Annotated in this window: 26 protein-coding genes and 1 tRNA gene; 14 read left to right on the top strand and 13 right to left on the bottom strand. The window is 62.0% G+C overall.

Features of this window, described 5'->3' with window-relative positions:
* The first annotated feature begins 13 nt into the window (after positions 1–13).
* The 3 genes from epmA to ABIA96_RS07790 are packed head-to-tail and all read left to right on the top strand — an operon-like array spanning position 14 to position 2465.
* On the top strand, positions 14–1078 hold the full coding sequence (gene epmA, locus ABIA96_RS07800; protein WP_354136461.1) for an EF-P lysine aminoacylase EpmA: 1065 nt from the start codon (positions 14–16) through the stop codon (positions 1076–1078).
* Positions 1075–2169, top strand: a complete 1095-nt coding sequence (locus ABIA96_RS07795; protein WP_354136460.1) for a lysine-2,3-aminomutase-like protein — start codon at positions 1075–1077, stop codon at positions 2167–2169. Before epmA ends, ABIA96_RS07795 begins: the two co-directional genes overlap by 4 nt.
* Positions 2170–2213: 44 nt before the next feature.
* Positions 2214–2465: a hypothetical protein gene (locus ABIA96_RS07790; RefSeq protein WP_354136459.1), complete on the top strand. Its 252-nt coding sequence runs from the start codon at positions 2214–2216 to the stop codon at positions 2463–2465.
* 58 nt (positions 2466–2523) lie between these two features.
* Here the strand turns inward: ABIA96_RS07790 and ABIA96_RS07785 are convergent, their stop codons facing one another.
* The 7 genes from ABIA96_RS07785 to ABIA96_RS07755 all read right to left on the bottom strand — a co-directional run bounded on the left by ABIA96_RS07785 (position 2524) and on the right by ABIA96_RS07755 (position 7544).
* Positions 2524–3609 carry a 3-deoxy-7-phosphoheptulonate synthase gene (locus ABIA96_RS07785; protein ID WP_354136458.1) on the bottom strand — a complete coding sequence of 362 codons (1086 nt, stop codon included), beginning with the start codon at positions 3607–3609 and terminating at the stop codon, positions 2524–2526.
* A 236-nt stretch (positions 3610–3845) separates the two neighbouring features.
* A complete protein-coding gene (locus ABIA96_RS07780; protein WP_354136457.1) occupies positions 3846–4424 on the bottom strand; it encodes an HdeD family acid-resistance protein in 579 nt (192 codons plus the stop codon).
* A gap of 69 nt (positions 4425–4493) precedes the next feature.
* Complete coding sequence (locus ABIA96_RS07775) at positions 4494–5534, bottom strand: PrsW family glutamic-type intramembrane protease (protein ID WP_354136456.1); 1041 nt, start codon at positions 5532–5534, stop codon at positions 4494–4496.
* Between the two features lie 326 nt (positions 5535–5860).
* Positions 5861–6016, bottom strand: coding sequence for a hypothetical protein (locus tag ABIA96_RS07770; protein ID WP_354136455.1), 156 nt, complete (start codon positions 6014–6016; stop codon positions 5861–5863).
* 122 nt (positions 6017–6138) lie between these two features.
* Entirely contained in the window at positions 6139–6396 is a 258-nt protein-coding gene (locus tag ABIA96_RS07765; protein WP_354136454.1) for a hypothetical protein, read from the bottom strand.
* 105 nt (positions 6397–6501) lie between these two features.
* The gene (locus tag ABIA96_RS07760) at positions 6502–7128 is read right to left on the bottom strand and encodes a PilZ domain-containing protein (protein ID WP_354136453.1); all 627 of its coding nucleotides are present in this window, start codon (positions 7126–7128) and stop codon (positions 6502–6504) included.
* Positions 7129–7337: 209 nt separating this feature from the next.
* Complete coding sequence (locus ABIA96_RS07755; RefSeq protein ID WP_354136452.1) at positions 7338–7544, bottom strand: hypothetical protein; 207 nt, start codon at positions 7542–7544, stop codon at positions 7338–7340.
* Between the two features lie 521 nt (positions 7545–8065).
* Here ABIA96_RS07755 and ABIA96_RS07750 point away from each other — a divergent pair.
* Together ABIA96_RS07750 and ABIA96_RS07745 are read left to right on the top strand one after the other, a co-directional pair.
* Positions 8066–9079: an acyltransferase family protein gene (locus tag ABIA96_RS07750; RefSeq protein ID WP_354136451.1), complete on the top strand. Its 1014-nt coding sequence runs from the start codon at positions 8066–8068 to the stop codon at positions 9077–9079.
* An 18-nt stretch (positions 9080–9097) separates the two neighbouring features.
* Complete coding sequence (locus ABIA96_RS07745) at positions 9098–9673, top strand: hypothetical protein (RefSeq protein WP_354136450.1); 576 nt, start codon at positions 9098–9100, stop codon at positions 9671–9673.
* A 17-nt stretch (positions 9674–9690) separates the two neighbouring features.
* On the opposite strand, the gene ABIA96_RS07740 is transcribed toward ABIA96_RS07745, so the two are convergent.
* Positions 9691–9765 (bottom strand) — tRNA-Glu (locus ABIA96_RS07740).
* A gap of 227 nt (positions 9766–9992) precedes the next feature.
* Here ABIA96_RS07740 and ABIA96_RS07735 point away from each other — a divergent pair.
* The 3 genes from ABIA96_RS07735 to ABIA96_RS07725 are packed head-to-tail and all read left to right on the top strand — an operon-like array spanning position 9993 to position 10721.
* Positions 9993–10247, top strand: coding sequence for a PilZ domain-containing protein (locus ABIA96_RS07735; RefSeq protein WP_354136449.1), 255 nt, complete (start codon positions 9993–9995; stop codon positions 10245–10247).
* 47 nt (positions 10248–10294) lie between these two features.
* Positions 10295–10546 carry a hypothetical protein gene (locus ABIA96_RS07730; RefSeq protein WP_354136448.1) on the top strand — a complete coding sequence of 84 codons (252 nt, stop codon included), beginning with the start codon at positions 10295–10297 and terminating at the stop codon, positions 10544–10546.
* Between the two features lie 7 nt (positions 10547–10553).
* Entirely contained in the window at positions 10554–10721 is a 168-nt protein-coding gene (locus tag ABIA96_RS07725) for a hypothetical protein (RefSeq protein ID WP_354136447.1), read from the top strand.
* A gap of 117 nt (positions 10722–10838) precedes the next feature.
* Here ABIA96_RS07725 and ABIA96_RS07720 read toward each other — a convergent pair whose 3' ends face one another.
* Positions 10839–11477 carry a glutathione S-transferase family protein gene (locus tag ABIA96_RS07720; protein ID WP_354136446.1) on the bottom strand — a complete coding sequence of 213 codons (639 nt, stop codon included), beginning with the start codon at positions 11475–11477 and terminating at the stop codon, positions 10839–10841.
* A 416-nt stretch (positions 11478–11893) separates the two neighbouring features.
* On the bottom strand, positions 11894–12346 hold the full coding sequence (locus ABIA96_RS07715; RefSeq protein WP_354136445.1) for a VOC family protein: 453 nt from the start codon (positions 12344–12346) through the stop codon (positions 11894–11896).
* 280 nt (positions 12347–12626) lie between these two features.
* Here ABIA96_RS07715 and ABIA96_RS07710 point away from each other — a divergent pair, with 280 nt between their 5' ends.
* Together ABIA96_RS07710 and ABIA96_RS07705 are read left to right on the top strand one after the other, a co-directional pair.
* Positions 12627–12845 (top strand): hypothetical protein, encoded by a 219-nt coding sequence (locus ABIA96_RS07710; RefSeq protein ID WP_354136444.1) that lies wholly within the window; start codon positions 12627–12629, stop codon positions 12843–12845.
* Positions 12846–12927: 82 nt separating this feature from the next.
* Positions 12928–13752, top strand: coding sequence for an FkbM family methyltransferase (locus ABIA96_RS07705; protein ID WP_354136443.1), 825 nt, complete (start codon positions 12928–12930; stop codon positions 13750–13752).
* Between the two features lie 9 nt (positions 13753–13761).
* On the opposite strand, the gene ABIA96_RS07700 is transcribed toward ABIA96_RS07705, so the two are convergent.
* On the bottom strand, positions 13762–14133 hold the full coding sequence (locus ABIA96_RS07700) for a hypothetical protein (protein ID WP_354136442.1): 372 nt from the start codon (positions 14131–14133) through the stop codon (positions 13762–13764).
* Between the two features lie 136 nt (positions 14134–14269).
* On the opposite strand from ABIA96_RS07700, the gene ABIA96_RS07695 reads away from it, so the two are divergent.
* Complete coding sequence (locus ABIA96_RS07695; protein WP_354136441.1) at positions 14270–14575, top strand: Imm53 family immunity protein; 306 nt, start codon at positions 14270–14272, stop codon at positions 14573–14575.
* A gap of 91 nt (positions 14576–14666) precedes the next feature.
* On the opposite strand, the gene ABIA96_RS07690 is transcribed toward ABIA96_RS07695, so the two are convergent.
* Positions 14667–14882, bottom strand: a complete 216-nt coding sequence (locus ABIA96_RS07690; RefSeq protein ID WP_354136440.1) for an outer membrane protein — start codon at positions 14880–14882, stop codon at positions 14667–14669.
* Between the two features lie 74 nt (positions 14883–14956).
* Between ABIA96_RS07690 and ABIA96_RS07685 the strand changes: the two genes are divergently transcribed.
* The 3 genes from ABIA96_RS07685 to ABIA96_RS07675 all read left to right on the top strand — a co-directional run bounded on the left by ABIA96_RS07685 (position 14957) and on the right by ABIA96_RS07675 (position 17034).
* A complete protein-coding gene (locus tag ABIA96_RS07685; protein ID WP_354136439.1) occupies positions 14957–15535 on the top strand; it encodes an REP-associated tyrosine transposase in 579 nt (192 codons plus the stop codon).
* Positions 15536–15600: 65 nt separating this feature from the next.
* A complete protein-coding gene (locus tag ABIA96_RS07680) occupies positions 15601–16029 on the top strand; it encodes a styrene oxide isomerase (RefSeq protein ID WP_354136438.1) in 429 nt (142 codons plus the stop codon).
* Between the two features lie 216 nt (positions 16030–16245).
* Positions 16246–17034 carry an SGNH/GDSL hydrolase family protein gene (locus ABIA96_RS07675; RefSeq protein WP_354136437.1) on the top strand — a complete coding sequence of 263 codons (789 nt, stop codon included), beginning with the start codon at positions 16246–16248 and terminating at the stop codon, positions 17032–17034.
* A gap of 264 nt (positions 17035–17298) precedes the next feature.
* Here the strand turns inward: ABIA96_RS07675 and ABIA96_RS07670 are convergent.
* The coding region (locus ABIA96_RS07670) for an outer membrane protein (protein WP_354136436.1) at positions 17299–18342 on the bottom strand (1044 nt) is incomplete at its 5' end.

Genomic DNA, 18342 nt, shown 5'->3' with positions numbered 1-18342 from the left:
GGGCGGTCGGTTAATGGCTGGGGACAAGCCGATTTCGCCGTTCTGGTCGCCCTCGCGGCACCTCGATCGGCGGCCGTTCCTCCAGGCGAGGGGGGCCATTACCGGGGCTCTACGGGGCTTTTTCGCGGAGCAGGGCTTTCTCGAGGTTGAAACCTCCGTCCTCCAGGTCTCCCCGGGCAATGAGACCCATCTGCACGCGCCCAGGACTGAGATCATCCGACCCGACGGCAGCCGGGCCAGCCGATACCTGCGGACCTCGCCCGAGTTCGCCTGCAAGAAGCTGCTTGCGGCCGGCGAGGAGCGGATTTTCGAGTTCGCCCGAGTGTTCCGCGACCGCGAGCGCGGCGACCTGCATCTGCCCGAATTCACCATGCTGGAATGGTACCGGGCTGGTGCCCCCTATGACGCCATCATGGCCGACACGGTGGTGGTCATCGCCCAGGCCGCGCAGGCGACCGGGATCGGGACCTTCGCGTTCCGGGGCCGGACCGCCGACCCCTTTGCCGAGCCGGAGCTGCTGACGGTCGCGGGCGCCTTCGAGCGCTTCGCCGGGATCGACCTGCTGTCGACAATTTCGGGCAACGAGGGTAACCGTGGCGCGCTAGCTCAGGCAACGGCCGGCAAAGTCCGCGTCGCCGAAGACGACACCTGGTCGGACATCTTCAGCAAGGTCCTGGTCGAGCATGTCGAACCGCATCTGGGGCAGGGGCGTTTGACCATTCTGTTCGAATACCCGTCTCCGGAGGCGGCATTGGCGCAGGTCAAGGCGGACGATCCCAGGGTCGCGGAACGGTTCGAGGTCTATGCCTGCGGCGTCGAGCTCGCCAACGGCTTTGGCGAACTCACCGACGCCGAGGAGCAGCGCAAACGCTTCACAGAGTCCATGGCGGAGAAGCAGCGCCGCTACGGCGAGGCCTATCCGCTGGACGAGGATTTTCTGGCCGCAGTCGCCGTAATGCCGGAGGCGAGCGGCGTCGCGCTCGGCTTCGACCGGCTGGTGATGCTGGCAAGCGGCGCAACACGGATTGATCAGGTGGTGTGGACACCGCCTGCAAATGAAACGTTAAGTGAAAAATGACGAAGACCAATCTTGCACGGACATTGCGCGAGCCGGCCGAACTTGTGGCCGCGAACCTCGCACCGGCCACGGCGCTGCCCGCGCTCGAACGCGTCGCCGCGCGCTATGCGGTTGCGATCACGCCAGCACTGGTCGATCTGATCGACAAATCCGATCCCGATGACCCCATCGCGCGGCAGTTCGTTCCGACGCCGGCAGAGCTCGAGATGCAACCGGGCGAGAACGCCGATCCGATCGGCGACCACCCGCATTCGCCTGTTACCGGTATCGTGCATCGTTATCCCGATCGTGTGCTGTTCAAGCTCGTTCACGTCTGCGCGGTCTATTGCCGTTTCTGCTTCCGCCGCGAGATGGTCGGGCCCGGCAAGGAGAACACGCTCTCGGATAGCGCCTATCGCGCCGCGATCGACTACATCCGCGCGCATAGCGAGATCTGGGAGGTGATCCTGACCGGCGGCGACCCGCTGATGCTGTCGCCGCGGCGGATGAGCGAGATCATGGCCGATCTCGCTGCGATCGATCACGTCAAGATCATCCGCCTTCATACCCGTGTGCCCGTCGCTGACCCTGCGCGGATCAGCGACGATATGGTCGCGGCACTCAAGGTCGAGGGCGCGACCACCTGGATCGCACTGCATGCCAATCATGCGCGCGAGCTGACGGGACCGGCACGCGCTGCCTCGGCACGGCTGGTTGATGCCGGGATCCCCATGGTGAGCCAGTCCGTGCTTTTGCGCGGCGTCAATGACAACGTTACCGCCCTGTCGGATTTGATGCGGGCTTTCGTCGAGTGCCGGATCAAGCCCTATTATCTCCATCACGGCGATCTCGCGCCGGGCACTGCGCATCTGCGCACGACGCTGGCGCAGGGGCAGGAGTTGATGCGGCAGCTGCGCGGACGGGTGTCAGGACTGTGTCAGCCTGACTATGTGATCGACATTCCCGGCGGCGCCGGCAAGTCGCCGGTCGGACCGAATTATGTGTTGGCGGAGCAAAATACCGCAGGCGATCCGGGTGATGCGGCAACGGAAACGCGCTATCGTATCGTCGATTATTGCGGCGACGTTCATCTGTACCCGCCCGAGACATGAGTGGTGATGGGGAAGACGCCGGTTTGAGGAATGGAGGAACGGATATGAAGAAGATCATGGTGGCAGCATCGCTGGTGGTCTTGCTCGGCGGAGCGGCGGTTGCGCAGACCGGCACCAAGGGATCGACATCCGGCGGCGCGACGTCCGGATCGACGCCGCAGGCGCCGATCGGGCATCGCCAGCCGCGCGCCAGCGACGTGCCGAGCGAGAAGAGTTTGAACGATCCAAACAATCCCGTGAACAAGGAAGACGCTCTGCTCGACAAGAAGATCAAGAGCATCTGCCGCGGCTGCTAATCTATGACGATTGCGGGCAGGGCGCGAACAGCGTCGCCCCGCCCGCCTATTGCCGTACTTAGGCTGAGCGCTCGTGCAGTCCGGCGCGCGCGGTGTTGCGCCGGATCTCGACCGCATCGGCGAGTTGCCCGAGCACGGTTGCCGTGGTCGCCCAGTCGATGCATCCATCGGTGATGCTCTGGCCGTAGACCAGCGGCTTGCCCGGCACCACGTCCTGACGGCCGGCGACGAGATTGCTCTCGATCATCACACCCATGATGCGGTTCTCGCCGCCCGAGATCTGACCGGCGATGTCGGCCGTGACCAGCGGCTGGTTCTCCGGCTTCTTGCTCGAATTGGCGTGGCTCGCATCCACCATCACCAGCGGCGCGACACCGGATTTCGCCAGATCGTTGCAGGCCGACGCGACGCTCGCAGCATCGTAGTTCGGCTTGCTGCCGCCGCGCAGGATGATGTGGCAGTCCTCGTTGCCCGTTGTCGAGGCGATTGCGGAACGGCCGAGCTTCGTCACCGCCATGAAGTGATGCGGATGCGAGGCCGATTTCACCGCGTCGGCTGCGATCCGCACATTGCCATCGGTGCCGTTCTTGAAGCCGACCGGGCAGGACAAACCCGAGGCCAACTCGCGATGGATCTGGCTTTCGGTCGTCCGCGCGCCGATCGCGGCCCAGGACACCAGATCGGCGATGTATTGCGGCGTCGTCATGTCGAGGAATTCGGCACCTGCGGGCAGGCCCAGATTGTTGATGGCCGAGAGCACGTTGCGCGCGAGCCGCAGGCCCTTGTTGATGTCGAAGCTGCCGTCGAGATCCGGGTCGTTGATCAGGCCCTTCCAGCCGACCGTAGTGCGCGGCTTCTCGAAATAGACCCGCATCACGATCTCGAGTTGGTCTGAGAGTTCCTCGCGCAGGCCGGCGAGACGCTCGGCATATTCGAGCGCGGCCTTGGGATCATGGACCGAACAGGGGCCGACCACAACGAGAAGGCGATCGTCCTGGCCGTTGAGGATGGCGTGGATGGCGTTGCGCGCCGCCATCACCACACGGGTTGCCGTGAGGGTGCGCGGGACCTCCCGCATCACGTCCTCAGGCGTGCTCAGCTCTTTCAGTTCGCGGATACGAAGATCGTCGGTCGTGCTCAGCACGGCGGGCTCCTGTCATTTTGAGAACCTGCCGGCCAATAAAAAAGCCGCCAGGTCTGGCGGCTGTTCGGACTAGATGCTGCAATTTGTCAGATTGAGCGTGATCCTCCCACCGCCAGCGAGCTGTCGTAGCTAAAGTACCAATAAAAGCTGGTGGCGACGGTGGTCATGGAGCGTCATATAGCGTGCCATTGTTGGGTTGTCACCCCCCAAATCGGCGCAGTACGCGACGCGGCGCCTCAACTGTTGCTGTTGCGTGCCGCCAGGGCCATGCCGATCAGGGTGGCGCCGCCGAACAAAAGATTGATGCCGACGAGCACGCCGATCGCCCATTCCGCCGAGCTCGGCAGTCCCGTGATCACCATGAACGCGATCGCGATGTCGACGAGGCCCGAGATCAGCAGCCACGACCAGCGGCCGCTCAGCTCGCGGCGGTGATCCAGCGCGTACATGATGGTGGCGACGCCCTCGGCGAGGAAATAGGCGCCGAGTACGATGGTCAGCGTCAGCACGGCCTGCATCGGCCGCGCCAGCAGCAACATGCCCGCGAGTACGGCGAGGGCTGCCGAGATCAGCGACCACCAAAAGCCCGGTGCGCTGCGCGCCCAATACGTTACGATCAATCCGCCGATGCCGCTAACCAGGAACATCCAGCCGAGGAAGATCGTGATGGCGAGGCTTGCGAGCGGCGGCAGGATCAGCGCGGCGACGCCGAGAACGGCGAGCAGGATGCCTTCGAACAGAAAGGCCCGCCAATGCGCCTTCACAGCCTGGCTCATCGCAGACTGCAGCTGTGAAAATTCCTCGGGCGAAGTCATCGGCAATCTCCGGATCGAAACATATGGCGCTAATCTAGTACGCACACACCGGGCTTGCCATCCCGCGGATCAACCGCCGCCGTGCGCTGACGAAAAACCCTCGCCACTGGTGCGGATGCGGTTGCGGCCGAGAACGTAGATCGCGGTCGTGACGACCAGCAGCGCAAGGCCGAGCAGGATCGAGACGAAGCCGATCGGGATCAGGGCCAGCGTCAGATTGCGCTCGGGGTTGATGAGCCAGTGGTGGATCGAGGTCAGCACGAAGGCGAGGCCGAGGAAGCCGACACCGCCGCCGGCGAGCCACAACGCCCACATCCGGCGCAACTGGCCGAGCCGCTCTCGCGCGATATCGGTGCGGGGCGCGTGGTGGCGCGCGACGCGCCGCACCAGGCGCATGGCAAAGGCGATCGAGCTGAAGCCGATCAGCAGGCTTGCCGCACCCAGCCACATCCGCAAGGTCGGATCGAGATCCGGCATGCGCTGAAGCGTGAGTAGGGGGAAGTCGAACGCCGAATGCAGGGCGAGAGGTCCCATCAGCATCAAGAGTCGGCTTGAGAGGCGCGCCCAGTCGCGATGATGGCGGTTCGCGCCCAGCGCCGTGCCGGCCCGCGCGATCGTGAGATAGGCGCCGGCGATGATGCCGAGCGCGCCGTGGAATGGGACGGTGAGTACGCTGCGCAAGGCGGCCAGAGACCGCCACATCTCGACATGCTGGACCAGATAAGCGAGGTTTTCGTAGGCGGCGAAGCCGAGGCCGACAGCGGCGCCATAGACGACGGTGTCCATGGGGTTGGCGAAGGTCCGCCGCTTGGTCGAGGAGACCAGCACGATCGCGATCACCTTCACCGCCTCCTCGGGCAATGCGACGCCGAAGACCGAATGCATGGCGAGTGCCACCCAGGGATTGTCGGGCGCGGCGACCATCTTGGCGAAGGGGGCCCGGGCCAGACCCAGCAGCGAGATGCTGGCCGCGCCAAGCAGGAAGGCGGTCCAGACCTGGGCGGGGGGGCCGGGGCGTTCCTCGGCAGCAATGACAAGCCACAGCATCAACAGCGCCGGGGCGATGGCGGCCGTTCCGATGACGGTGGGTAACGCTTCAATCAGATACATCGGCGCCGAAAATGGGTTCCCTTGGTCCGCTTATCTACGTTTCCCGATGCGACCATCTGTCATGTGCTTGCTGTCCCGTTGCTTAACAAGCGCGACAGCTGGCATTCATCAGGACCGCAAAGTGTAGAATACGAGCGCAATCAATTGCATGACTGAACCAATTCGCCATCGGTGGTAAGGGTTACGCGCCTTGTCATCGGGCCGAGATTGATAAGTCAGATCAACGTAATGTGTAGGTTTCTTCGATTTACGATGCACGTGCGCAGGCGGCGAGTCCAGAGGCGGAATGACCGCACGCCCGCCAACGCTTGGGCGGCCGGTGCCGTCTAGTCGCGCTTCGTTGTGTGTCCGCGGAGCGGCGATGCCATCCGGCGGGCTCGCACCTGCTCGAACTCCCTGATGACGCGTGTGAGGTATGTGCCGAGGCAGGAGACGATGAGCAGCAGCAGGAAGGCCTGGTCGGCAGGAGGGATGTGGATCATGACGTTGATCAAGCAACGCGCATATCATGCGCTCCCGAAAAGGCCTGCGTACTGCGCAACGGCGCCTCACACCGGGCACTGCTTGCTCCGGCTCGAATCGCCGGCTCTCGCGCTTTCCGCCCTCAATGCGTAGTGAACGGCGGTGGAGCGTCGGGCGTGATGTCAAAGGCGCCGAGATGGAATTCCTCGCCAACGGTCTCGTCAGGCTCGGCCTGGTGCCCAAGCAGCGTGAATGCGGCGTGCGGATATTGCTTCCAGATATCGAGATCGCCGGCCGTAATCGTGAGCCAGCCGAACGTGTAAATGTAGCGCCCGGGCTCGGTGACCCGGCCGACCCTGTCCCAAGTAATCTTATCAACTGTGGTCTTGTCGACTGCCATCCGGTCCCCCGATCGCAAGTCTGCCCCGTACACGGCACGGACGCCAAAAGCTGATCCCGCAATGGGGCCGCGATAGGGCAGCAATACGGATAGGTCCGGACGGCTTCAGGCCGGCTTGGGCACGGCTTGGCGCGCGACCAGGCGGACGAGGTCGTCCCGCTGCTGCCTCTCTGTGAACTGCACCGCAAAGCCGTTGTCGAATTTGCGGATGACCCGCCCGACACAGGCGCCGACCGCGAGCGGGGTTCCGACGGGCGGGTCATATTCGCAAGAAATCGCGACGCCGGCCGTGGAGACGTCGATGATGAAGCAGGGATGGCTGCTGCCGTCGGCAAGCGTCAGGACGGTGTGCGAAGCCTGCGGAACGAAGCGCGCATCGCGCCGCAGCTCCTCGATACTGTCATCCTTCTGCTTTTTCTCCAGCCAGGTCAGTTTTTCCGACATCCACGCGCGACGCACCCGAGTCATGTCGAGCTCCATCAGGAAGCCCGACTTCAGCGTCGCGCTGATGGTGCACTGGAATTCGCCGAAATCCTGGAAGTAGGAGGTCACGCGCTCGCCGATCCTGCCGACAACCGGCACGTCAACCAACATCCGGAACGGCGAGACGCGGCTGGTGCGGCAGGCGAAGGTACGTAGCTTGCCCTCGCAATCGTACCAGCGAGGCAGAGAGTAGCTGCCGCCCATGTTCACTTGCACTGCACGCTGCCTGAGGAACTCTGCGACGGACATGGGCGCCAATTGTGTTTCGGATTGTTTCGGTAATTCCACGGTAGGGATCAAATTCTAAGCAAATGATACCGGCACTCAGGAGCAGGGGTAAATTTCCGGTAAATGAGCGGGTCTGCCGGGGAGGCGATAAAACGTCCCGGTTATCTGGCGCGCACGTTCACAACCACGTCAATTGCGATTGCGGCGGAGTAATCGAGGCTCTCGCCGCTTCAGCCGTTCCGGCACTTGGCGATGATGCCGTCTGCGAGGCGGATGTCATCGAGGGTCCAGTTGCCGAGCAGCGTGATGATCGCCTCGCGCCGGTACTGGTGCCGCTCGTGCCTGGAGGTTTGCCGATAGTCGATGCCGTCCTGTCGTGCCAGCGCGCGCGACACGATCGCGATCTGTCGCAGCTTCGCCTGCTCCAAGGAGCTCATGTCTCACCGCGTGGCAACGCCACCTGCTGTTGGAGGGCAGGGGTCTGTGAATCGGGCGATTCAAAACTAGCCGCACCGGCCTACAAAGACCTGACGCGGGTTTCTTCGCCCGCCTGAACGGCGGCGTTCAGGCGGGGCCGATCTGGCGCGCGCCATATGCTTCAACATCTTGACGCGTCGGTCCGGCGAATGCGGCGCCGTGCGGCGCATCCAACCCGGGGGCGTGGTTGTAGCCACCGGGGCGCCGGAGTGGTCGTCCGAGCTGGATTTGCGCTGCTCCATGGGGCGAACCAGGTCCTTCGAGGCGTGACGCCAGCGCGTTGGGAGGTTCATGCCAGGATGACGGATTCTGCCGGCGCATCGGCTCGGCTGCCCGGCTTCCCGAACGATCAAGGCAGGTCCCCCGGACGGTGTCATTTCAATAGATTGCCATGACGTGCCGTGTTGTGGCTAAGTGCGAACGCGGATGCTGCAGGATCAAGAAGCTGTCCGAAATCCAGACCTCGGATGTCAGGACGACCGTGGTTGAGAAACTCGAATTCCTGCCCAGACTTGAATCGTTGCGGGGCCTCGCTGCGGTCTCTGTCGTCGGCTACCATGCGTTCGGGCAATTCACCGACACCTATGTCACAGGCATGGCGCCTGTGGTGCTTTTCTTCGTGCTGAGCGGCTTCGTGCTGTCGCGCTCGCTGGCTCGGAACGACGACATCACAGTATTCCTGCGTCACAGGATTCTCCGGCTGTTTCCGGCGGCGATTGCGGTCGTACTGCTGTTGGCCGTGTTGCACGCGGCGTTCGGGTTCTATCTGGGATTCGGGCCCGATTTTTCGCCCCTCAACGTGATGTTGAACGCCCTGATGATCCGGCATGACATCAATGGGCCGATGTGGTCGATGACGGTAGAGTGCTTCGCGACACCGGTCATCATTCTGGCATTTCTGGTCGGCCGGCGGTTTGGCTCGCACGTCCTGATCGCGGCGATCGCGGTGCTGTTCGGGCTGTCGTTCATCGGTCCATATGCGCACCTGCTCGGCGGCTACACGAACCTCGCGCCTTTGTACGCTTTTGTGCTTGGCGTGACGCTGCACTTCTCGGGACGCGGCCTCGTGGAAGGTATCGGCGGTCTGCAGATGGTGGTGGCCGTCGTGGCCGGCGTTCTGTTCCTTTATTGCGGTCTGCAAAAGCAAACCGCGCCGATCATCTTGCTCGAATCCTGTTCATCCGGGCTGCTGGTGGCACTGATCGCGTTTGGGGGGCTGCGGCGCGGCTTTCGTTTGCTGGATCAGCCGGTGATCGGCTTCTACGGCCGGATATCCTACAGCTTCTATCTCTTCCACATGATCGGCTTGAGCGTTGCGGTCCGCATCAGCGCTATCGACGGCTGGCCCATGTCGTCGATCCTGTTGAGCATTGTCATCGGCGTGTTGTTGACGACGCCGATGGCGTGGATGTCCCGGCGTTTCATCGAAGAGCCGTTCATCGCGATAAGCCGAAAATGGCGCGACCGGCGGCGTGAGGTTTTCATAGTGACCTGAAGACGTCCGCAAGCCCTCGTGCTTGTCGTGGTGCAGATCAGGCGTCTGGTCCCGGCCATCCCGTCGGCCGCGGTGAGCCTGATTGCGGGCAGCCTGTGCGCCGCGACGGCCGCGGTAACACTGATCGACGCCCGCGCTGTCGCGCTGCAATCCTCCAGCTCCAATGCGATCGGGGCCAGGCTTTCGAAGAGCGTGGTCGCGGCCGGTTCCGCCTGCGCCAACGTCTCCGGCATGTTCGTGCGTGCGCCGGAGAACGACATGAATCACGGCTGGGACATGACGTTGCAGCTCTGGGGCGACCAGGCGATGCGCGAGAGGTTATCGAGAGGCTACGAAGCCGCCTTCGCGGTCCCGCTGTTGGACCACAACACCTACACGCACGTCCTGAAGAACAATTTTCGCGCCACGAGCTATGCAAAGCTTGCGGCGGATTATCCCTGCATCATCGTCCGCTCACCGTGGGAGCTGAGCGAGGAGACATCGATCGGATTGCTGACGCTCAATCCGGACCATTGCGTGATCGAGGGGATCCGCGTCTACACCGTCGGGCTCGCCTTCGCGAAAGTGCAGAGCAGCTTCCTGGGCGAACGGTGAGGGACATGGCGACTGCTTGGCGCTCCCTAGCGGAATCGAACCGCTCTCTCCACCGTGAAAGGGTGGCGTCCTAACCGATAGACGAAGGGAGCAAACGCAAGGCCACGTCGCATTTGGTGACAGGCCCGCTGGCCGCGCGAGTCGTGCCCGGCGGCTTGCAGCGGGCGAACGTATAGTGGCCTTTGGGCCCGTGGGCAAGCCGTTCCGGAACGCTCTTTTGAGCCCGGTGGATAGCCCCCCCGGGATCATTCGGGCGGCGATCTCAACCGTTTCTTAGGGTTCCCTGGGCTAGCGCTGGAGCGGGAGAGATCTTTAGCCAATGCCCCAGCCCAAGAAGCGCGCGGCCCGCAAATCGCTGTCGCAGCCTGCCTGGATCACGCTCGCGGGCGGATTCGCGGCGCGGCGTTGCCTGGTTCAGGACATCTCGGCCTCGGGCGCCAAGATCACCACGGACGAGGATGCGAGCCAGCTGCCGGGCGTGATCCGGATGGCGTTCGCACGGGACGCGCGGACCGGGCGGAGCTGTCAGGTGGTCTGGCGCCGCGGCAAGTCGGCCGGCGTCAAGTTCCTCTGACGGCGGCCCGGATGGCGCCTCGCGCCCGTCCGGGTTACAAGGCGGCCATGCGCACCGCCCTTCTCATTCTCGCCTCGCTCGCGGTCACCTCCACGGCCGGGGCCGAGACCTTGCGCCTGCCGCCGACCGAGCAGGCGCAGTCGGGCAGGACCCTGCCGCTGAAGGGCTCTGCCGGGTCCGCCAAGGGGACTGCCAGGGTCAATGGCTGCGCCTCCTATGGCCAGGGCTTCACGATGGTCGAGGGGACCTGCGTGAAGATCGGCGGCGCGGTCAGGGTCGACGCCGTGACCGGGCGCTGAGGGGCGGATGTCGCCGGACCTGTTGCGGCTCGATCTGCTCGTCCCCGCGCTGATGTATTGCGCGCTGCTGTGGTGGGTCGGCCGCGGGCTGTCCTGGACTGCAAAGCTCGCCACCGCGGTCGTCACGCTGGTGCTGATCGTCGTCGCTATGCTGGTCGAGCGCGGCTGGCACTAGGTCGCCACACCACTAAACGCGAAAACAACCCCATGCACAGTAGCCGTCAAGCGCAATCGTGATGCGCGCCGAAAGCAATTCCTCGCGCGCTCACCAGAGCTTAAGCCGCGTCAGCGGTCACGACATCGGCGGGGCCACATGCTGCGCAAATCCGGGCCGCTTGCCGAGCTCGGCGAGCCACCGCGTCAGGTTCGGTTGCGCCGGACGGGTGATCCCCTCGACGCCGAGCCAGCGCCGCGCATAGGCGCCGATCGCGATATCGGCGAGCGTGAACTGGTCGCCTTCCATGAAGGTTCGCGACGCCAGATGGTGGTCGGCGATGGCCCAGACCTCGGCGGCCGCATCGGCATCCCTTTGGATCCTGACCATGTCGCGCTCGGCGGGCGGCGTGCGCACGAGGCCCCAGAACACCGGGCGATCGACCGGCTGCACCATCGACAGCGTCCAGTCGAGCCAGCGGTCGACGCCGGCGCGCTTCTTCGGTGGCTCCGGATAGATCGGCGTGCCGCGCCCATGGGCCACGCAGAGATAGCGCATGATCGAATTGGATTCCCACAGCGCATAATCGCCTTCGACCAGCGTCGGGATCCGCGCGTTGGGGTTCATCGCGAGATAGTCGGGCTCGCGGGTCTTGCCATAGGCCATGCCGGCGTCGATGCGCTGATAGGGTAGATCGAGCTCGGCGAGGCACCACAGCACCTTCTGCACGTTGACCGAATTGGCGCGGCCCCAGATCGTCAGCTGTGTGTCCGGCATAAAATCCTCCCGCGCGTTTTTTCGATGTCGTAGCCCGGATGGAGCGAAACGCAATCCGGGGAGCTTCGGCTGCGGCGGCCGGTCCCGGATTACGCTAACGCTCCATCCGGGCTACAAGGCCACTGTGCGCGGGTGATAGCGGAATTCGCGGATGGGAGCGATGCGCATTGCCGTGAGCCCCTCATGCAAAAAGCTCCGCCGATGACGGAGCCTTCATTGCAAAACGAGCCGGTGCGACAAACGCAAGATGCGTTTGCGCTGATATCAATGGCCGAAGAACAGCCACAACAGAATGATCACCGGGATCGGCACGCCCAGCAGCCACAGCAATATTCCTCGTCCCATTGCGTCCTCCTCCAATTGCTTTGTCGAAGAGAGAACGCGCCGGGCAGGCGCTGGTTCCTGCCGTAAACGCCTTACCAGTGGCCGGTATTCGGCATCGACGCCCACGGCTCGGCCGGCGCCTTCGGGTCGCCTTTTTGCAGGATCTCGATCGAGTGCAGGTCGGGCGAGCGGACGAAGGCCATGTTGCCGTCGCGCGGCGGCCGGTTGATGGTGACGCCGGCTTTTTGCAGCTGCGCGCAGGTGGCGTAGATGTCGTCGACCTCATAGGCGAGATGGCCGAAGAAGCGGTCCTCGCCATACTTCTCCTCGTCCCAATTCCAGGTGAGCTCGACCAGCGGCGCGCCGCGCGACTGCGGCTGCTTCTTCAGCGCCTCGAGATCGTCCGACGAGCACAGGAACACCAGCGTGAAGCGCCCCTTGTCGTTCTCGATCCGCCGCACCTCCTTCAGCCCCAGCGCATCCTGGTAAAACTTCAGCGCGACATCGAGATTGCGCACGCGCAGCATGGTGTGGAGGTATCGCATGGTTGTTGCTCCCTTGGACGGATGGGGTTTTGCTTTGGGCCGGGATGGCGGGGGAGGAGATAGCAGGAAAATGGGGGGAGGGGCAGGGGGATCCCTCGAAGCCATCTTAGTGCGCCGAAGTGCACGCCTACAACTAAGGCGACGCTTTGCTTTCTCATTGGATTTGACGAGTGTGTGCTTACCTTAAGTTGTGATCCGGGGGAGGGGTAATGGCGGCGACCTGAGGCCATGACCAGCAAACAGGCGCTGGAGAGGGCCAAGGAATTCGCGAGGCAGCAGCGTGGCTGAGATCGAGGTCTACACCGGCCGCTATGAGCGCGAGCACGGCCAGAAGCCCGTAGGGCGCGGTTTCTGGCGCTTCACGCTGGTCTCCAGCTCGATCACGGCCAAGGATCATTCCCTCGTGCTTCAGGACGCTATGACTTACCAGAAGGCGCTTGAAGAAGCCCGGCGTGTCGCCGCGCTGCGGAAGTCAGAGCGGATCATCGTCGAGCCGTGATCCCTTGAAGGGAGTGGACGGCTGGTTGCACCCCCTATGGCTCTCGCCTAGATTGCTCGGCCATTGGAGAGAAGTTGCTGGCATGCCAATAATTGCGCTACGACGGATTGAAGTGTTCGTTTCGGCCATCTGCGTCTTGGGCTTCATCGGCGCATGCATGGCCTCGCTAAGGAGAGCCTTCGCAAAAGATAGAGCAAATGTCGTTCAGCTTCGGCTTCGCTCAAACAACGAACCGATCTTTCTCAGGATCGGCTCAAGCGATTGGGAGGTTCTGAAGCAGGTTTATTTTCTCCAGGAGTATGCCCCACCATCCGAAAAGCACGAAGAGGGAATGCGTTGCTTATACAATCGTATGCTGGCCGAAGGCCGGACGCCATGCATCCTTGATTGTGGCGCCAATATTGGCATCGCGTCGCTGTGGTACTCAAAACAATATCCACAAGCCAAGATCATCGCCATCGAACCGGAGCCATCTAATTTTCGCGTTCTTCAAATGAATGCACAGAACCACTCCAACATTCTTCCCGTCCAAGCTGCGATCTCGGATCGCATCAGTTCCGTAAGCCTTCAAAACAACGATGGCGGCGCATCTTGGAGCTGGCAAACCATCGAAACGGAGAACGGCTCAACCCCGACAGTGACCGTGGAAAGCCTCATTGCCGAGATCCCCGATGCTGCGTTGCTTGCAGTGAAGATCGACATCGAGGGGTTTGAGACAGAATTGATGCGCTCCAATACACAATGGTGCGATACCGCTCCGCTTATCGTGTTCGAATCCCACGATTGGAAACTCCCGTGGAGTGGTTCAGCTCATTCGTTCTTCGTTACCCTCACCAAGCAAAAGCGAGACTTCCTCCAGCGCGGCGAAAATACATTTTCGTATTCTCACTCGCTAGTGCAGCCCTAAAGCCAGCCACTACCCCAGCCAGCTCTTATAGAATCCGGTCCTGTCGTCCGCAGCCGCGTCGTTCTGGAACGCTTCGATGGTAGCCCACGGTCCGGCGTTTGTTCCGATGTCAGTATCGGTGATGATCTGCACGGTACCGTCCGGCAGGTTCACTGTCGCTGTGTTGCCGCTGATCCTAACGCTCGCTTCAAGCGGCACGCCAGCACTGAGCGAGTATGATCCGCTTGCAATGGTCGTCACGGGTTGGCCGTTCAAAATCTTGCCGTAGATCCAGCTCGTTCTGCCCAGCGAAAGATGGCAGCCCGAGTTCGGGGGCGAAGCGGTTGTGATCGGCTGCGTTTTCCAAAAGGCACCGAATTGCTGCTTCCGCTGAGTATTCATCGAAGCCGCAGAAGTCGGCTATCGTGAGCGAGTTTAGTGCACTCAATTACGCCGTCCGTCTAACGTGCATCGGAGCCCTCGCGCGGCGCCGGCGAACGGATTCAGTGCACCACGTAATTCTGGAAGGTAGTGTCCGATGCTAAACTTACAGATCGAGTTGTTTAGGCGATTGGAGCGATGGTACGAATCCCAGTGTAATGGAGATTGGGAGCACAGGCATGGGATAACGATTGAAACGGTCGACAATATGGGTGGTACTTCAAAGCGGAGCTTACGGGTACATATGTGTGATCGTGCTTTTGAGGAAATTCACGAAAATCAAGGAGATGATCGGAACGAATTTCTATGCAGGGTCAAAGATCAAGTATTTGTTGGTCAAAGTCCGCCCAATAGACTCCACGAAGTTATTTCGATTTTCCTGGGCTGGGCACAGAGGGCTTGAGTGACGTTACGGCTGGATTACGAGTTACGGTGAGTACGCCGGAATTACGGCGACACCGCTGCACCGTAACTCCAGGCGAGCTTCGAAGCGATCAGAACTGATAATTTGCCCCGATGCGGGCGACGTGGAAGTCTTCGCGGAAACTGGCCGTGTAGCGTGAAGGGGTCTCGCCAGGAAGGTCGGTGCGTCCAGCAATGGCCGTGACCGAGACGTCGCCGAGATTGACGAAGAGATACTCGGCCTTGATGGTCCACCGCGGAGCCACGCGCCACTCGCCGCCGCCGCCGACGGTCCAGCCGGTCTTCACGCTTGCCGACGAGCCGGAATTACGGTGACAGTGCACTAAATTGACATCTCATCGCTTCGCGGTCATGATCTGGCATGGCTCGTCTCGCTCGTGTCGTCATTCCCGGGCATCCCCACCACGTCACCCAGCGCGGTAACGGCCGGTCACGCACGTTTTTCGACGACACCGACTATGCGCTCTATCGCGACCTGCTCGCTGCAAATTGCAGGGAAGCCGGCGTTGAAGTGTGGGCTTGGTGCTTGATGCCAAACCATGTGCATCTCATCCTGGTGCCGCCCGATCCTGACGGTCTGCGCCGCGCGCTGGCCCGTGTGCATCGAAGCTATGCCGGGGTTATCCAGGCGCGACGCAAGCGTACCGGTCATTTTTGGCAGGGCCGGTTCGGCGCCGTCGCTATGGATGAGCGCCATCTTGCGGCGGCGCTGCGCTACGTGTCCCTCAACCCCGTGAGGGCGCGGCTGGTGCAGCGGGCGCAGGATTGGCAGTGGGCGAGCACCCGCGCTCATCTACGGGGCAAGGATGATGGAGTGACCCAGCTGGCGCCGATCCAGGAGCGCTTCCCGCGTTTCGCTGGCCTGCTTGGCAACCCGCCGGAGGTCGACCTGTTCGCCCAGAAGCCGCAGGACGAGCAAGGCGACGCCGACCAAAATTGAGTGCACTGTCACCGTAATGCCCATAGAGTACCGTGATTCAACGTCCGCGACTGGAGGGTAAGCTTATGGCGGATGAGAAGCGAAGGCTGCTCTGGCATGGCGCAGCCTTGTTTTTGATCGGATTGCTGACGGGGCTGGTCGAACAGCATTTCACCAATGTGAGGATGGCGTTGGCCGCTCATTTGGAGGGCGTGATGAACGGCACGTTCCTGCTGGCGGTCGGCGCCATCTGGAACGAGGTCAGACTATCGGCACGAACGAAGGCAGTGGCCTATTGGGCACTGCTCATCGGGACATACGGCAATTGGATCGTAACGACGGCGGCCGCCGTGCTTGGGACAGCTGCGCTCTCGCCAATCACGGCGGTGGGGCATGAAGCTGCGCCCTGGAAGGAGGCAATGATCACCGGCGGATTCGTATTCATCGGCTTGGCCATCATCCTGGCTGTCGTCTTGCTGCTGCTCGGGTTGCGGAGCACGGCAAAGGCGGAGTGAGGCGATGGAATTACGGTGACAGTGCTGGACTGCACTCGACTGCACCCCGTAAGTGAGAGACGGTAATTTCTGTGACAGGTTATCCTATGGCCTTCGGTGATGATGATGCCGTTGGCCGCATAGTCGCCGGTAACGATTGATGCGCTCACGGATGGGAGCACCGCCCTTGCCATCCACCGCAGGTTGCGATTAAGATTCCGTTCGGGGCGAGGGGCAATGGATAGGCGGGCATTCTTACAAGGTCTTGGGCTTGTCGCGGCATCAGCGGGCACGACCTACTGGTTTACGCGCCCGAAGGTGCGAGCCCCAAAGGGCGTTTATGTCCAGATGGGGAGCAGCATTACAGCGGGGCTTCATTCCCCCGGCTCTTACCTCACACCCGTCATCGTCGGTTCGCGGTTGAACCTGACGCCGATCAACGTTGGCTTTGACGGCGCGTGTGCTGGTGCTTACGAGCGCCCTAATGCTGATGAATTTTCTCTTTGCAAACTCGTTGACGCGATTACTTCAGGCGATTGGTCGGCGCAGGAAGGAGCGATGCCGTATCTTGGAAACGGAAACGAAGCCGCGCTGTCGAGAATTAAGACTGTCGATTTTAGCAAAGTCACGCATATTGGGATGGAATACGGGACGAATGATTTCACCGTTTGCGCCCCGGTCGAGGCATTCAAGGCGTCGTTGAGTTATTCAGTCAATAAACTGCTGACCGCATTTCCGAAGGCGCGCTTGTTTCTGATGACGCCAGCATGGCGGCTCAATTTCGAAGAACTGGACAGCGATACACACCCGGACGAACGAGGCATTTTCCTAAGAGAATACGTCGACGGGATGATTGACGTTGCACGATCAACGGGCGTGCCTTGCTTGGATATGTGGCGAACGCTCGGAATTAACGCGACCAACTATAAGAGCTTCACGCTTGACGGCACTCATCCCAACGAAACCGGCGCAAGAATAAGGGGCGAAATTATCGCCTCCTTTATATCCTCCGAGTTTGGATCTTAGCGCCGCTTCAACTATTCACAGCTCATTGTTGACTGCCAGAGGCGCGCCAGGCGCTCAGGTCGGCCAAATCCACAGACTAAAGTTTCCCAGATTACGGTGACAGTGCTGGACTGCACCCCATCAGTGTGACACGCCGATTTTGGTGATGGAACTACGGTCCAGCACGCTCAATTACGCTGTCCGTCTTCCGTGCATCGGAGCCGCGCGCGACGCAGGCGAACGGATTCAGCACGTCACCGTAACTCCAGGCGAGCTTCGAAGCGATCAGAACTGATAATTTGCCCCGATGCGGGCGACGTGGAAGTCTTCGCGGAAACTGGCCGTGTAGCGTGAAGGGGTCTCGCCAGGAAGGTCGGTGCGTCCAGCAATGGCCGTGACCGAGACGTCGCCGAGATTGACGAAGAGATACTCGGCCTTGATGGTCCACCGCGGAGCCACGCGCCACTCGCCGCCGCCGCCGACGGTCCAGCCGGTCTTCACGCTTGCCGACGAGCCGGAAAAACAGATGGCGCCCGCGGTACAGTTGAACGTAACGCCGCCAAACCCACCACCGAAAGGTGCCGCTGCTCCGTTAAACATATACGTGTCGGTCCCCGAAACCCTGCCATAGGCAAAGCCGGCGGTGCCGAACAGCAGCAGATCTTTTTGAGGCAGAAAGCCCAATCGTGCGCGGACCGTGCCCCACCACTCAATGGTTTGTTCGGCGTTGACGGTCTGGGTGAACCCGGCCCCCGCAGCGCTTAAAACGCTGGTGCCACTGCCCGCACCCTTGATGCCGGAGCCGCTGAAATCCGTCTCGAGTCCGATCAGCCAGCGCGGGTCAACTTGCCAATTGTAGCCTAATTCGACGCCGCCTGTGACGCCGCTGGAGTTGATGCCATGTGAGGCGACGGCTTGCTGACCTGGAAGCCCGAGCAGGCCGGCAAGGAGCGCCGCACTGGTCGCGTCATTGCCCGCATAGGTGGCTCTCGGATCGCCCCAGCCGCCGCCGATGTTGCCGCCGACGTAGAATCCGGTCCAGCTCGAAGCAGGCGCGATGACGGGCGCTTTGGTGTAGGCCTTCGGCGAAAGGTCGGCGGCGTTTGCACTAGTCGCCAGCGCGAGCGATGCGGCGAAACCTAACAACAACTTCATGAAATGTCCCCAGCCCAAAATATGCACCGCGGGTGCACCTTGATTCCGGATGAATCTAACGTGTTTTCGACGGGAAGGATGAGCTGGTCCCGCAAATCTGAACAGCGCGATAAGTGGAGTTTCTGCCTGACGGCGGGCAAGATTGACCCGCGAATCAGGAGAGACGATGAGCAG

Origin of the sequence: Bradyrhizobium sp. LB11.1, from assembly GCF_040549385.1 — a bacterium.
Lineage (GTDB): Bacteria > Pseudomonadota > Alphaproteobacteria > Rhizobiales > Xanthobacteraceae > Bradyrhizobium.
Note: the sequence above shows the minus strand (reverse complement) of the source record. Positions and strands in the feature narration are given on the sequence as shown.

Coding starts and splice junctions, on each gene's coding strand:
- ABIA96_RS07715 (WP_354136445.1), bottom strand. CDS start 12,346: ATGCGATACCTCCACACCATGCTGCGCGTGCGCAATCTCGATGTCGCG.
- ABIA96_RS07735 (WP_354136449.1), top strand. CDS start 9,993: ATGCCCCAGCCCAAGAAGCGCGCGGCCCGCAAATCGCTGTCGCAGCCT.
- ABIA96_RS07725 (WP_354136447.1), top strand. CDS start 10,554: ATGTCGCCGGACCTGTTGCGGCTCGATCTGCTCGTCCCCGCGCTGATG.
- ABIA96_RS07760 (WP_354136453.1), bottom strand. CDS start 7,128: ATGTCCGTCGCAGAGTTCCTCAGGCAGCGTGCAGTGCAAGTGAACATG.
- epmA (WP_354136461.1), top strand. CDS start 14: ATGGCTGGGGACAAGCCGATTTCGCCGTTCTGGTCGCCCTCGCGGCAC.
- ABIA96_RS07755 (WP_354136452.1), bottom strand. CDS start 7,544: ATGAGCTCCTTGGAGCAGGCGAAGCTGCGACAGATCGCGATCGTGTCG.
- ABIA96_RS07765 (WP_354136454.1), bottom strand. CDS start 6,396: ATGGCAGTCGACAAGACCACAGTTGATAAGATTACTTGGGACAGGGTC.
- ABIA96_RS07700 (WP_354136442.1), bottom strand. CDS start 14,133: ATGAATACTCAGCGGAAGCAGCAATTCGGTGCCTTTTGGAAAACGCAG.
- ABIA96_RS07720 (WP_354136446.1), bottom strand. CDS start 11,477: ATGCCGGACACACAGCTGACGATCTGGGGCCGCGCCAATTCGGTCAAC.
- ABIA96_RS07675 (WP_354136437.1), top strand. CDS start 16,246: ATGGATAGGCGGGCATTCTTACAAGGTCTTGGGCTTGTCGCGGCATCA.
- ABIA96_RS07775 (WP_354136456.1), bottom strand. CDS start 5,534: ATGTATCTGATTGAAGCGTTACCCACCGTCATCGGAACGGCCGCCATC.
- ABIA96_RS07695 (WP_354136441.1), top strand. CDS start 14,270: ATGCTAAACTTACAGATCGAGTTGTTTAGGCGATTGGAGCGATGGTAC.
- ABIA96_RS07680 (WP_354136438.1), top strand. CDS start 15,601: ATGGCGGATGAGAAGCGAAGGCTGCTCTGGCATGGCGCAGCCTTGTTT.
- ABIA96_RS07705 (WP_354136443.1), top strand. CDS start 12,928: ATGCCAATAATTGCGCTACGACGGATTGAAGTGTTCGTTTCGGCCATC.
- ABIA96_RS07795 (WP_354136460.1), top strand. CDS start 1,075: ATGACGAAGACCAATCTTGCACGGACATTGCGCGAGCCGGCCGAACTT.
- ABIA96_RS07790 (WP_354136459.1), top strand. CDS start 2,214: ATGAAGAAGATCATGGTGGCAGCATCGCTGGTGGTCTTGCTCGGCGGA.
- ABIA96_RS07770 (WP_354136455.1), bottom strand. CDS start 6,016: ATGATCCACATCCCTCCTGCCGACCAGGCCTTCCTGCTGCTGCTCATC.
- ABIA96_RS07685 (WP_354136439.1), top strand. CDS start 14,957: ATGGCTCGTCTCGCTCGTGTCGTCATTCCCGGGCATCCCCACCACGTC.
- ABIA96_RS07780 (WP_354136457.1), bottom strand. CDS start 4,424: ATGACTTCGCCCGAGGAATTTTCACAGCTGCAGTCTGCGATGAGCCAG.
- ABIA96_RS07730 (WP_354136448.1), top strand. CDS start 10,295: ATGCGCACCGCCCTTCTCATTCTCGCCTCGCTCGCGGTCACCTCCACG.